General features: G+C 62.1%; 10 protein-coding genes. 4 read left to right on the forward strand and 6 right to left on the reverse strand.

What is annotated here, in order from left to right:
* Positions 1 to 1,017, reverse strand: a complete 1,017-nt coding sequence (locus tag NTZ43_15110; GenBank protein ID MCX5768547.1) for an efflux RND transporter periplasmic adaptor subunit — start codon at positions 1,015 to 1,017, stop codon at positions 1 to 3.
* Positions 1,017 to 2,387 carry a TolC family protein gene (locus NTZ43_15115; GenBank protein MCX5768548.1) on the reverse strand — a complete coding sequence of 457 codons (1,371 nt, stop codon included), beginning with the start codon at positions 2,385 to 2,387 and terminating at the stop codon, positions 1,017 to 1,019. The genes NTZ43_15110 and NTZ43_15115 overlap by 1 nt, the downstream gene beginning before the upstream one ends.
* Positions 2,388 to 2,965: 578 nt before the next feature.
* On the opposite strand from NTZ43_15115, the gene NTZ43_15120 reads away from it, so the two are divergent.
* From NTZ43_15120 to thrC, 3 genes are all read left to right on the forward strand, one after another.
* Entirely contained in the window at positions 2,966 to 3,238 is a 273-nt protein-coding gene (locus NTZ43_15120; protein MCX5768549.1) for a MoaD/ThiS family protein, read from the forward strand.
* A gap of 4 nt (positions 3,239 to 3,242) precedes the next feature.
* On the forward strand, positions 3,243 to 4,421 hold the full coding sequence (moeB, locus tag NTZ43_15125; GenBank protein MCX5768550.1) for a molybdopterin-synthase adenylyltransferase MoeB: 1,179 nt from the start codon (positions 3,243 to 3,245) through the stop codon (positions 4,419 to 4,421).
* Positions 4,422 to 4,497: 76 nt separating this feature from the next.
* Positions 4,498 to 5,751: a threonine synthase gene (thrC, locus tag NTZ43_15130; GenBank protein MCX5768551.1), complete on the forward strand. Its 1,254-nt coding sequence runs from the start codon at positions 4,498 to 4,500 to the stop codon at positions 5,749 to 5,751.
* Positions 5,752 to 5,815: 64 nt separating this feature from the next.
* Here the strand turns inward: thrC and NTZ43_15135 are convergent, their stop codons facing one another.
* Genes NTZ43_15135 through ettA form a run of 3 tightly spaced genes read right to left on the reverse strand, consistent with a single transcriptional unit; the run spans position 5,816 to position 9,083 of the window.
* Entirely contained in the window at positions 5,816 to 6,838 is a 1,023-nt protein-coding gene (locus NTZ43_15135; protein ID MCX5768552.1) for a putative sulfate exporter family transporter, read from the reverse strand.
* Positions 6,839 to 6,848: 10 nt separating this feature from the next.
* Positions 6,849 to 7,346 carry a hypothetical protein gene (locus tag NTZ43_15140; GenBank protein ID MCX5768553.1) on the reverse strand — a complete coding sequence of 166 codons (498 nt, stop codon included), beginning with the start codon at positions 7,344 to 7,346 and terminating at the stop codon, positions 6,849 to 6,851.
* Between the two features lie 60 nt (positions 7,347 to 7,406).
* Positions 7,407 to 9,083 carry an energy-dependent translational throttle protein EttA gene (gene ettA, locus NTZ43_15145; protein MCX5768554.1) on the reverse strand — a complete coding sequence of 559 codons (1,677 nt, stop codon included), beginning with the start codon at positions 9,081 to 9,083 and terminating at the stop codon, positions 7,407 to 7,409.
* 236 nt (positions 9,084 to 9,319) lie between these two features.
* Between ettA and NTZ43_15150 the strand changes: the two genes are divergently transcribed.
* Positions 9,320 to 11,680, forward strand: a complete 2,361-nt coding sequence (locus tag NTZ43_15150) for a DPP IV N-terminal domain-containing protein (protein MCX5768555.1) — start codon at positions 9,320 to 9,322, stop codon at positions 11,678 to 11,680.
* Positions 11,681 to 11,702: 22 nt separating this feature from the next.
* On the opposite strand, the gene NTZ43_15155 is transcribed toward NTZ43_15150, so the two are convergent.
* Entirely contained in the window at positions 11,703 to 13,274 is a 1,572-nt protein-coding gene (locus NTZ43_15155) for a glycosyltransferase family 39 protein (protein ID MCX5768556.1), read from the reverse strand.
* Positions 13,275 to 13,337: the final 63 nt, after the last annotated feature.

A 13,337-nucleotide genomic window follows, 5' to 3' on the forward strand; every position in this document is an offset into this window, starting at 1 on the left:
TTAGGCTCCAGCCGCGCTACGCACCAGCACCTGTTCGCCTGCCGCTACCCCAGACAGAATCTCGGCGAGCGTGCCACGCACCGTGCCCACTTTCACCCAGCGGAGCTCGGCCGCGCCGTTGCGACTCACGCGAACCGCTGTCATATCGCCATCGTGCACGAGCGCTCCTTCCGGTACCAGCAGTGCGCGCCGATGTCCTGCGGGAATCAGCACCGTGGCAGACGCGCCGGACGGAAGCGAGCCACTCGGATTGTCGGCAATCGCATTGATCACATACACACCGCCGGTCGGTGACGGCACCACACCTTCGACGCTTGCCGACACGGCGTGTCCGTCAATGGTGACACTCACACGAGCGCCACGGGCGAGCGCACGGGCGGCGGCCGGTGTGGTGGTGACGGTCACGCGAAGACGTGACACATCCTGCACCTGCACGAGCGGCATTCCCGGAGCGGCGAAGGCACCGGGATCAACAAAGCGCTTGGTCACCACACCGTCGAACGGTGCGCGCACCAGTGCGTAGTCGCGCACCGCATCTACTTCAGCGGTCATCGCGCGTGCGGCGCGCACGGAGGCATCGGCCTGCTGGAGCGCGGATTCGGCGGCATCCACCGCGGCCTTTGGGGCTGCGCTGTCAGCCAGAAGTGCGCGCATACGGCGCGCCTGCGCCGACGCGAGCCCTTGCCCGGCTTCTGCAGCGGCCACGGCGGCACTGGCCTGTGCGTGTTTGGCGTCGATGTCGCGCGCGTCAATGCGCGCGAGTGGTTGGCCTTTCGTAACACGATCGCCTTCACGCACGAGCACTTCAACCACCGTGCCCATCAGTTTGGTTGAGACCGTGGCTTGTGCAATCGGGGCCGCAATACCGTCAGCGTCGATCGTGGCGTCGATGCTCGTGTCGCGCACCGCGACGAGCGTACCCTCGGCGGGAACCGCCGATTGCGCGCGTGGTGTCTCGGCGGGCGCGCCGCAGGCAGCGACATAGAGCGGAAGGGCGAGCAGGAAGGAGGCCTTCATTAGTACGATTCCTCAGAGGAACGAGACGGAGTTTCGCTGTTGAGTGAGGCGAGCTGGCCAGGGTCGGCGCCGATCGCGAGGCGGCGCGCGGTCAGCGCGACGATCACATCGAAGCGCGCTTTGTCGAGCGCCACCTGGGTTTGTGTGTTTGCAGCCGAGGCGTCGAGCAACTCGACCACCGTGGCAAGTCCACCGTCGTAGCGACGGCTGACGATGCGGTGCGCATCGGTCGCTTGGACGACGGATCGTTCGGCAATTGCTAAGCGTTCGAGTGCGACGCGTAGGTCGGTCAGCGCTCGTGCCGCATCAAGGCCGGCAGCGGCAACTGCGCCATCTTGCATGGCCTGCGCAGCCGCCGCGCGCGCGGTGGTGGCGCGGGATTCTGCGATTTCACTGGCGCCACTAAAGGGCGACCAACTTGCCATCACGCCAACCGTCCAGTTGCGATCGTTGGCAAAGATGCGAGCGCGATCGTTCCAGTCATATCGCGCAAATGAATTCACTCGCGGCAGATACAGGGCACGGGCGCGCAATGCGTCGGCTTTCGCGGCCGCGGTACCCGCCTGTGAAGCTTGCACGTCGGCGCGCGGTGCGGTGGCTATTGTAGTGTCCACCGCGGCGAATGCGCGAAGGGCTGCCGCACTCGGCAACGCGTCAGATGGGTCCAGCAATCGCCCATCGGTGTAGCCGAGGAGGACGGCGAGACCGCGACGCGCGGTTGAGGCGTCACCGCGCGCGCTAGCGAGTTCGGCTTCGAACTCTGCTGCTTTTACGGAGGCGAGCATTGCATCGCTTGCCGTGACGAACCCCGCTGCGAGTGCGGACTGCGCTTGCTTGACGTGGCCCGCTGCCGCACGCGTGGCCGCTTCGAGTACGCGCACGCGGGCGTCGGCGAGCGCTGTTCCATAGAACGCGCGCACAACATCCGCGCGGGTGCTTTGATGCGTCCATTGACCAGCGGCGGTGACGGCATCTGCCGCACGACTGGCGGCGGTGCGTCCCATCCAGGCGTCCGCGTTGACGATCGGCACTTCGAGCACCAGCGCGCCGGTGTAGTTTGAAGCGACATCCGGGTAGTTGAGCCGATCGGGGGCGAAGTCGGCCGGTGAGACGCGGCGTTGGCGTAGTGCGGTTCCGAACGCACCAATAGGATCGGTGGTGCGCACGTAGCCCGCTTCGGCTCGCACAGAGGGAAGAATGCCGCGCAGGGGCACGAGGCGCTGAGCGCGCGCCACATCGCCTTGTGCGTCGGCAGCTCGGTTGGCGATGGCGGCGGCATCGGCGCGCGCGAGCGCGTCGGAGAGCCGAAGTTGGGCGCCCACGGGTGTGACCCAGCAGGCGGTCAGGAGCAGGAAGATCGAGGATCGCATGAGCGGCGACTGGAGTGAGGTGCTGAATGACTATATTACTATATAATCATATACAGCGCGTGTCAACCTGCTCCACCATCGGTTACGCGTCTCATGCAGACCGGGGACAATGGCGCTGCGCCAAACCACCCCTCTTGACTTTGCCCCCGTGCGCGCCGATACTACTACTCACAACTGAAGACTCGTGGTCATTTGCCGCCTATTGCAGCCACGTTAAATAAATGCTAAAACGCAACCCGCCCGGTGGCCCTGCCCCCGGGCTTTTTGTTGTCCCTATCGCCGTTTTCGCCGCACTCCTCCTTCGCACTCCTCCTTCGCACGCCGCTGATGACCCTGCCCTTTCCAAAACACATGATGATGCGCCGCCACGACGGCATGCCCATGTGCGGCATGTCGATGTGTAGCGGCCCGGAGCGCGGCGGCAGAACAGGACTCAAGTAGTCCGACTCTCCCTCAACGTCGCCTCCGGCCGCTCAAACGAGCGGCCTTTTTCTTTCTCGATCGTTGCGCTCTTCTCTACTGCCCATCGCTCGCATTCTCTGCACGACGTACGAATCACCCAACCGGATCACCATACCATGTCCGCCACACTGTTTCTCCCGGCCATCCTCGCCAAGCTCGCCGACAGCAAAGAGCTCGCTGTTGAAGGCGATACGGTCGGCGCCATCATTGCGAACGCGGCCGAACGCTTTCCCCAGCTCGCGCCCCGGTTGCGCGATGAACAGGGAAATCCTTATGCCTACGTCACGTTCTATCTGAACGACGAAGACATTCGGTTCATCGGCGGATTCGCCGCGCCAGTGAGCGACGGAGACGAACTCACGGTGGTTCCCGCCATCGCAGGGGGCTGAGGCCATGGCATCGACTGGATCGCTCAACACGACTGACGCTGCCGAGCTGCCGGAACTCACCAACGACGAGATCCAGCGCTACTCGCGCCACCTCATCCTGCCGGATGTGGGCCTGCTCGGTCAGCGCAAACTCAAGGCCGCGAAAGTGCTGCTCGTGGGCGCCGGCGGACTGGGCTCACCGCTCGCCCTGTACCTCGCTGCGGCTGGCGTGGGCCACATCGGCCTGGTGGACTTCGACGTCGTCGACGTCACCAACCTGCAGCGCCAAGTGCTGCACGGCACCAAGGACATCGGACGCCCCAAGCTCGACTCCGCGCGTGATCGCATTCATGACATCAATCCGCACGTCGAACTCACCACGTACAACACCGCACTCACCGCGGCCAACGCGCTCGACATTTTTCGCGGCTATGATCTCGTGGTCGATGGCACCGACAACTTTCCCACGCGCTATCTCGTCAACGACGCGTGCGTGTTGCTCGGCATCCCCAACGTGTACGGCAGCATCTTTCGCTTCGAAGGGCAAGCCTCGGTGTTTGCGACGGCAGACGGCCCGTGCTACCGCTGCCTCTTTCCGGAACCGCCCCCTCCAGGACTTGTGCCGAGTTGCGCCGAAGGCGGCGTGCTTGGCGTGTTGCCGGGACTCGTCGGCACCATTCAGGCGACAGAAGCCATCAAGCTCATCTGCGGCATCGGCGAATCGCTCGTGGGACGTCTCCTCCTCGTGGACGCGCTCAACGCCACCTTCCGCACCGTCAAGCTTCGCAAGAATCCAAAATGCCCGGCGTGTGGCACGCGCGAAATCACCAAGCTGATTGACTACGAAGCGTTCTGTGGCATTCTACCGCCGGCACCGGTTTCCGACGAACTAGCGGAAATCACGCCAATTGAACTCGCCGATCGCCTGCGCGCTGGCACGGTGACGTTGATCGACGTCCGTGAGCCGTTTGAATGGGACATCGCACATATCAATGACGCGACGCTCATTCCGCTGGGACAGTTCCCCGCCGCCATTCCGACACTGGATCGGCACGCGTCGTACGTCATTCAGTGTAAGAGTGGCATGCGGAGCGCCAAGGCCGCTCGCCAGTTGCGTGAAGCGGGATTTGTGAACGTGGCAAATCTTACCGGCGGCATTCTGCGCTGGAGCGCAGACGTGGATCCGACCGTCGCGAAGTACTAGCCCCTTCTCTGCCCTGATCCGTTTACAAACGTCAGTTCCCTACGACCGAACGCTTACGCTCTCAACGCGCAAACAGATGACCGCAACCGCCACTCCATCCACGCTCCGCATTCTTCCGCAACGTTGCCGCTTGTGCGGCACGGAATTCGAAGCCGCTCCCATCGCGATTTGCGAGCAATGCCTCGGCCCGCTCGAGCCGCTCTACTCCAAGCATCGCGTGCTGCCGGATCGCGAAACCATCGAGCGTCGCGCCGCCAACCTCTGGCGGTATCGTGAGTGGTTGCCCTTCGAAGGTGAACCGGTGCACTCCCGGAACACCGGCTTCACGCCGCTGGTGGAAGTCCCGCGCCTCGCCGCCAAACTCGGCGTAGCTCGTGTATGGATCAAGAACGACTCGGTGTGTCAGCCCACACTCTCGTTCAAGGACCGTGTCGTTACGACGGCGATCAACGCCGCTCACGCGCTCGGCCTGAGTGCCGTTGGGTGTGCTAGCACGGGGAACCTCGCCAACGCTGTCGCCGCGCACGCGGCGCTCGCGGGGCTCGACGCGTGGATCTTTGTGCCGGAAGATCTTGAGCGCGAAAAGATTATCGCGACCTCCGTCTACAATCCGCATCTCGTGCGCGTGAAGGGACACTACGACGATGTCAATCGTCTGTGCGCGCAACTCGCCGACCGATTTGGCTGGGGCATGGTGAACGTGAACCTTCGCGGCTACTACGGCGAAGGTTCCAAGACTATGGGCTTTGAGATCGCCGAACAGCTGGGCTGGCGCTTGCCAACGGCCATTATTGCGCCGATGGCAGGTGGATCGCTCCTCACCAAACTCAAGAAAGCGTTCGGTGAATTTCAGAACGCTGAGCTCGTGCACGGCCCGTCGCCGCGGCTCTACGGTGCGCAGGCCAGTGGCTGCGCCCCGATCGTTCGCATGGTTGAGAGTGGGAGCACGCAGATTACGCCAGAGCTTCCGAACACCATCGCCCGTTCTATCGCGATCGGTAATCCGGCCGACGGCCCGTACGCCGCTAAGTCGATGATTGAATCTGGTGGATGGGGCGCCAAGGTCACCGACGAAGAACTCGTTGCCGGAATTCGCTTGCTCGCTGAGACGGCGGGCATCTTCACTGAGACTGCTGGCGGCGCCACAGTGGCCGGCGCCGTGCAGCTCGCACGCGAAGGCAAGCTCACGGCCGACGACGAACTCGTCATCTGCATCACAGGCAACGGACTCAAGACACCGGATGCCGTCGCGGGTTCCCTGCCGGAATCGCCGGTGGTGGAAGCCAAGGTGCGGGAGGTGGCTGCACTCGTGAAGTCACTCGGCGGCTGAGGACTCCGAGCATCACTTAACGCCAGATGAGGACAGCACGCTCATCTGGCGTGGTGCGTTCCGGTTATTGAATCCCGAGTACTCGGATCATCGTGACGGCGAGCACGATTAACACCACAAGCGAACCGCTCACCGCCATCACGACGGGGCGCCCCACGCGTCCGAGCACGCGGATGTCGACGCCGAGTCCGAGTCCGGCCATCGCCGCGACGGTGAGCCAGCCGGACAGCGTGCGGGTAGGATCCACCCACGTCGGCGGAATCATTCCCGCTGAGCGCACACCCGCCAGCACCAGGAATCCCACAATGAACCAGGGAAGCATTCGTGCGAGCTGCACGTGCGGCGCGGCGGTTGCCGCTCCGCGTTCACGGTGTGTCACGGCAAAGAACAGCACCACAGGCCCGAGCATCAGCACGCGCACGAGTTTTACGAGCGTTCCCACTTGCCCCGAGAGCAAACTCACAGGAAACGCCGCTGCCAACACCTGAGGCACCGCATACACGGTAAGCCCGGCCAGCACGCCGTACTGGTAGTGACTCAGGTCGAGCGGTCTAATCAACAATGGCAGGCCGAGTACCACCGCCACGCCGAGAATGGCCGTGAAGGCAATTGCAGACGCCACATGTTCGCGATTCGCGCGAATGACTGGCGCCACCGCGGCGATCGCCGAGTTGCCGCAGATGGAGTTGCCGCAGGCTACGAGAATCGCGAGTGGCTTCGGCAGTCCGAGTGCGCGGCAAATCGCGTAACTCGCCGCGAGCCCAAGCACCACAAGCAGTACGATGCCAATCGCCAGCGATGGCCCCGCGCGCAATAACAGGGGCAGGTCAACCGAAGCGCCGAGTAAGAACACAGCCACCTCAAGCACTTCGCGCGCGGTGAACTGAATGCCAGTTTCGAACCGCGCTCCGGGCGTCCACATCGTGCGTACGATTAAGCCGAGGAGAATCGCGACGACGAGCCCTTCGATGACCGGATGCCCGAGCCATCGCGTTTCGAGTGTGGCGACGCCGATGGACGCAATCGCCACCATCACACAGAGCAATACGCCGGGGCCGACCGCGCTGGCGCGGCGCACAATATTCATACTGATGCGCCTAGCGATCTGTCGGTGGACCGAGCGGACTCGGCGCACAGCCGGTGCGCTGGACCGTGTACGCAATGTGCGACACGCGCCATCCCTGCGGCGCGAGCTCGAGCGTAAAGGTATCTACGCCGCAGTGCGAGAACGTTCCGTCGATGTAAAAATCATACGGCGCGTAGACCAGTGCGATGGTGCCATTCACGTACGCCGTGGGTGCCCACATCCGTTCGAGGAGGCGATTCGGACGTGTCATGAGTCCGTTGAGAAACGCGGTGTCCGACTGAATCCGCGGCACGGCCGTGGGCGAAGCAGGGTCAGGAATGGAGGCCAGCGTGGCGCCCGGCACCATCACGCGCCGCGCGAGCGCGGTGTCGCGTGTCGAGATCGCCTGCAGCAACGCCTGTGCGGCGGCGATTGCGGCCGCGCCGGCTTTTGGTGAGTCCGGTGTCTGTGATGCAGCGCTCGTCGCCGTGAACAGGAGCAGCATGCAACAGGTGATCAGGGAACGCATGCGGCCTCGGTGGTTCTGGAGTGCGTCGCGTGTGCGACGAGCGCTTCGATTGAGCGTGGCTTACCCGCGCACCAACTTTTTGTACTTGATCCGATGCGGCTGATCCGCATCCGGTCCCTTCCGACGCTTCAAGTCCTCGATGTACGCCTGGAAGTTCCCCTCAAACCACACCACATCCGAATCACCCTCAAACGCCAGAATGTGCGTCGCCACGCGATCAAGGAACCAACGATCGTGCGAAATAATCACCGCACATCCGCCAAAATCGAGCACCGCTTCTTCCAGCGCGCGCAACGTATCGACGTCGAGATCGTTGGTCGGTTCGTCGAGCATCAACAGATTGCCACCCGTCAGCAACGTCTTGGCCAAGTGCAACCGATTCCGTTCGCCACCCGACAAGTTCGCGACCAGTTTTTGCTGATCGGGACCCTTGAAGCCGAACGACGACGCATACGCACGGGAGTTCATCTCTTTCTTCCCCACCGGCAGCAACTCGCGGCCGCCGGAGATCTCCTCCCATAACGTGCGCTTCCCTTCCAACGTTCGGTTCTGATCCTGATACGAGATGATGACCGTCTCGCCGACCTTGAGCGTGCCTTCATCCGCGGTTTCGTGCCCGTTGATCATGCGGAACAGCGTCGTCTTACCGGCGCCGTTCGGCCCGATAATCCCGACAATCCCCGCGCGCGGCAGGGAGAAGGTGAGGTTCTCAAAGAGCAGCTTGTCGCCGAACCCCTTCTTGAGCTTGTTCGCGACCACCACATCGTTGCCGAGTCGCGGCGCCGGCGGGATGACGATTTCATTCTGCACCACCTTTTCCTGCTGCGCCTCGCTCACCAGTTCTTCGTAGTTCTGCAAACGCGCCTTGTTCTTGGCCTGTCGCGCACGCGGCGCCAAGCGCACCCACTCGAGCTCACGGTCGAGTGTCTTTTGGCGCGTGCTCGCGACTTTTTCTTCCTGCGCCATACGCGCCGCCTTCTGCTCGAGCCAACCACTGTAGTTGCCTTCGTACGGCACACCACGTCCGCGATCGAGTTCAAGAATCCACTTGGCCACATTATCGAGGAAGTATCGATCGTGTGTGATCGCTACGACCGTGCCGGCAAAACTCTCGAGATGATGCTCAAGCCACGCCACCGACTCCGCGTCGAGGTGGTTGGTGGGTTCGTCGAGGAGCAACATGTCGGGCTCTTCGAGCAACACGCGACAGAGCGCCACGCGACGCTTCTCACCACCAGAGAGCGTGGTCACATCCGCATCCGGCGGCGGCAGGCGAAGCGCGTCCATTGCCACGTCGATCTTGTTGTCGAGATTCCACAGATCGTGGTGGTCAATGTACTCCTGCAGCTTCCCCTGCTTCACAAGCAAGGCGTCCATTGCCGCATCGTCCATTGGCTCGGCGAACTGCATCGCAATCGCATTGAACTCATTGAGCGCAGCACGCTGCTCTTGGAGCGCGAGTTCCACATTGCCGCGCACGTCGAGCGTGGGATCGAGTTCTGGCTCCTGCGAGAGGTAGCCGATCTTCGTTCCCTTATGCGCCCAGGCTTCGCCCTGAAATTCCTGGTCGATGCCGGCCATGATTTTGAGCAGCGACGACTTGCCCGACCCGTTTGGTCCGAGCACGCCGATCTTGGCGCCAGGGTAAAACGACAGCCAGATGTCGTCGAGAATGATGCGCGCGGGCGGAATCACCTTGCGCAGGCCCTTCATTACATAAATAAGCTGCGGCGCCATGCCCGATCAGTCCTTACACGTTGATGAATAATGACTTGCGGTGCGGATGGCCTAGCCGTATCGAGGGCTCCATCAGTACTTGGAGGACTCCATACTGCCGAGACCTTACGCTTCGCTATTTCCGAATGAAAGTTACCACACTGCGGAAGAATTGAGGATATTTGGGGTCTCTGAGGTTCCTCGGCTGGTAAGTGCCGGAATTCCCATCGCGTCGACGTCGTTCACGGAGTTTGCCAATGCCGTTCCGCCCGCTTCTTCGTGCCGCCGTGCGCAGTGCTCGGTTGGTGAGCTCCGTCGCATTGCTATTGTCTATCGCCGTCCCCGATCGGGCCGCCGCGCAGGGCACGCTCGCCGACTACAAACGCTCCGACGGGCTGCGCGCCGCCGTGACGGGGCTGGTGGTCGCGGCGCCGGAGCCAGCCAACTGGATCGAGCACACCAACACGTTTTGGTACCGCCGAGCCGTCCGTGGTGGCAGCGATTTTGTTCTCTACGACGTGGCGTCAGCGAAAAAACGGCCGGCGTTTGACCACGACAAACTGGCCGCGTCGCTCTCCCGCGTCATGAGTAAGCCGTACACGGGGCTCACACTTCCCTTTACCGCCTTTGCGTTTGCTGACAGCGGCCGCCGCATCGCCGTCCGGTTCGACAGCACAGCGTGGCTCTGCTCACTCGCCGATTACGCCTGTGCCAAAGATTCCACGGCTGCAGCAGGGCGCGGTGGCGGGGCAGCGCCAGGCTCCGGGACCGGCCCGAATGACCGGCCACGCCTCTCCCCGGACGGTCGGCTGGAAGCATTCGTCAGGAACTTCAACGTGGCGGTGCGCACGGTTGGATCTACCAAGGATTCGCTGCTCAGCACCGATGGCTCTGAGGGCAACGCGTATCGGATTCAAAGCATCGTGTGGGCTCCCGATTCCAAAAAACTCGCCGCCTTCCGCGTCAAGCCCGGCTACCAGCGCATGGTGCGCTACGTGGAATCGTCGCCAGCCGATCAGCTACAGCCCAAGACGTTTGAGCGATTCTATGCCAAGCCGGGCGACGTGCTCGACGTGCAACAGCCCGTCCTCTTCAATCTCTCCACCCACACCGAATCGGTCGTCGACGCGACACTGTTTCCGAATCCCTACAACCTCGCACGCCTCGCGTGGCGCAAGGACGGCCGCGCCGTGACGTTCGAGTACAACGAACGCGGTCATCAACTTTTCCGCGTGCTCGAAGCCGACGCCTCCACTGGGCGCGTGCGTGCCGTTATCGAAGAACGGATGCCCACGTTCTTTGAGTACTCGGCTAAGCTGTTCCGGTTCGACGTAGACGACGGAAAAGAAGTTGTTTGGATGTCGGAGCGAGACGGTTGGAATCACCTCTACCTGTACGACGGCATCTCGGGCCGCGTGAAACAACAAATCACCAAAGGCCGATGGGTGGTGCGTGGTGTGGATAGTGTGGACGTCACGCAACGGCAAATCTGGTTTCGCGCGAGTGGCATGGACGCCAAGCAGGATCCGTATTTCGTCCAGTACTATCGGATCAACTTCGACGGCACCGCACTCACCGCGCTGACGCAGGCCGATGGCAACCATGTGGTGCACTTCTCGGCCGATCACAGCATGTACGTCGACACCTGGTCGCGCGTGGACGTGCCGCCCGTCTCGCAGCTCCGTCGGACAAGCGATCAGGCGGTGCTACAAGAACTCGAGCGCGGCGACGCGAGCGCATTGCGCGCCACTGGATGGCAACCGCCGGAGCCCTTCGTCGCAAAAGCACGCGATGGTGTCACCGATATTTGGGGCGTCATCATCCGGCCCACGAACTTCGATGCGAGTCGACACTATCCGGTGGTTGAGAACATCTACGCCGGACCACAAGACTCATTCGTCCCCAAAACATTCGCGGCGTTCAATGCGATGCAAACGATCGCGGAGCTCGGATTCATTGTTGTGCAAATCGATGGTATGGGGACGTCGAATCGCTCCAAGGCGTTTCATGACGTCGCCTGGAAGAACCTCGGCGACGCGGGCTTTGCCGATCGTATTCTCTGGCACAAAGCGGTGGCGGCAAAGTACCCGTGGTACGACATCTCGCGCGTTGGAATTTACGGCACCTCAGCCGGCGGGCAGAACTCGCTCGGTGCCCTCCTGTTCCATCCGGAGTTCTATAAAGTCGCGTTCAGTGCCGCCGGTTGTCATGACAATCGGATGGACAAGATCTGGTGGAATGAACAGTGGATGGGATGGCCGCTTGGCCCGGAGTATGCAGCCTCATCCAATGTCGACCATGCGAAACAGTTGGAGGGAAAACTGTTACTGCTGGTCGGAGAACTCGACACGAACGTCGATCCCTCCAGCACGATGCAGGTCGTCAACGCCCTCATCAAGGCGGACAAGTTCTTTGACCTGTTGGTCATCCCGGGCGCGAATCACACGTCGGGCGGCCCGTACGGTGATCGCAAGCGCAATGACTTCTTCGTCCATCACCTACTCGGCGTCGAACCGCCGGACCGCAACGCGTTACCACTCAAGGCATCAGGTGATAACGATGATGCGGCGGCATCGTGGGATGCCATTTGGGCCGCCTGGGGGAAGGCGCGCGACTGATCGTCGCGCGCCTTGGTATGGCTTACGGCTTGGGCACTTTGTACAACGAGGCGATTGTCGCCGAGCCAAGCCGGAGCGAGAAGAGTTCACCTCGATCCGGCTTGGGGTCGTCCGCATACCGAAAATTCGTGATGAAGTAATCCGCTTCCTCGAGCGATTTTACGTATTGCAACCGTCGACGATCGCTCGGCACGAGCATCAGTGAGTTCGCCACGCCCGGATAGTTCTCGACGCGCACCTTGATGACCGCGGATGAGTCCATGCGCACCAACCGCTCCAACATCGGCCGGTACGACAGTCCCCAGTAGTCGAAGTCAAACCGACCGCGCGCGGTCGCAAGATCAGCGCCGGCCATCTGATTGAAATACAGATGCTCAAAGGGGTGACTCGTCGCCATGAAGTTCACCGAGGGCGCGAGACAAAGCGCCGCGCCGATCGCAGCGACTGCGGCGCGCCGACGCGCCGGCCATTCCGCAGTCCAGCGACGGCTCCACGCCCATATCGCGTCTGCACCGCACACGCTCAGATACAACAGCGCTGGATAGACGAAGTACAAATGCCGCCATCCGTCGTACAGAATCGGATGCAGGACAATCGTCATCAACAACGGCGCGGCAAACCAGCACACCACCACCAGATCCTGACTCGGTGCCTGCAGCACCTCACGCCACTCCGTGATGGCGCGACGCGCGACGACCGCCGCGCCAGCCACAAACAGCACGAGGTATGGAATCGGAATCGTGACCAGCATCCACGACGGGATGTAGTACCACGGCAACTGCTTCGGCGAGACAGACGCGCCCCACAACATCACCGACCGCGGGCTCAACGTGTTGCTACTCGCGTTCAGGACCGCCTGCGAAAACACGCCCCAGTAGTCAATCCGCAGCACAGGCCAGAACAGCGGCAGGAGCAGCGCGATCAACACGGCGTATGCGGCAAGGCGAATGAGCGCGGCGCGGTCACGGTGCCGAAGCAGTGTCAGTACGATCGTGAAGCCAACGGCCAGCAAGCCGAGGATGCGCGTACTCACCAACATCGACGTGAGCACCGCGTGACCGATCACGATCGGCCAGGAGGGTCGCTCCAACCACACGCACAACGTGAGCATCGTCGCCACGAACAGCGTGAGGAACGGGACGTCTTTCGTGTTGTAAAACGCGTGCGCAAAGAACAGCGGCGTCAACACGAGCATTCCAGAGGCAAAGAGCGAGAGTCCTGTTCCGAACCGGCGCCGGCAGAACGCATAGAACAGTGCAACGCCCAGCACGAACACGAGGAAGGTCGCGAAATGTCGCGCAAAGAATGCCGAGCGAATGTCGGAAAAGGCCGCGACGCGCTCCATAGTCGCCAGCCCGATTTCGAACACTGGGCCATGGCGCTCCCACGCAAATCCTTTTTCGGCGCGCAACGCTTCAAGCGCGTAGATGTCGGGAATCTGTTGCGCGACATACATCTGCCCAAACTCGCGTGTCGGTATCTCGTCCCACGAGATGCCGTAATCGCGGAACACGGACAACCCAATAATGAGTAGCGCGGAAAAGAACAGCGCGACCCACGGATTGACGCGAAATCGAGTAGAAGGAGCGGGCATTGAGCGCTAGGGAATCAGCCAGCCAGCGCGCACCAAGGCGCGCACGGATATTACGCTATTCCC

Source organism: Gemmatimonadota bacterium, assembly GCA_026387915.1.
Classification (GTDB): domain Bacteria; phylum Gemmatimonadota; class Gemmatimonadetes; order Gemmatimonadales; family Gemmatimonadaceae; genus Fen-1231.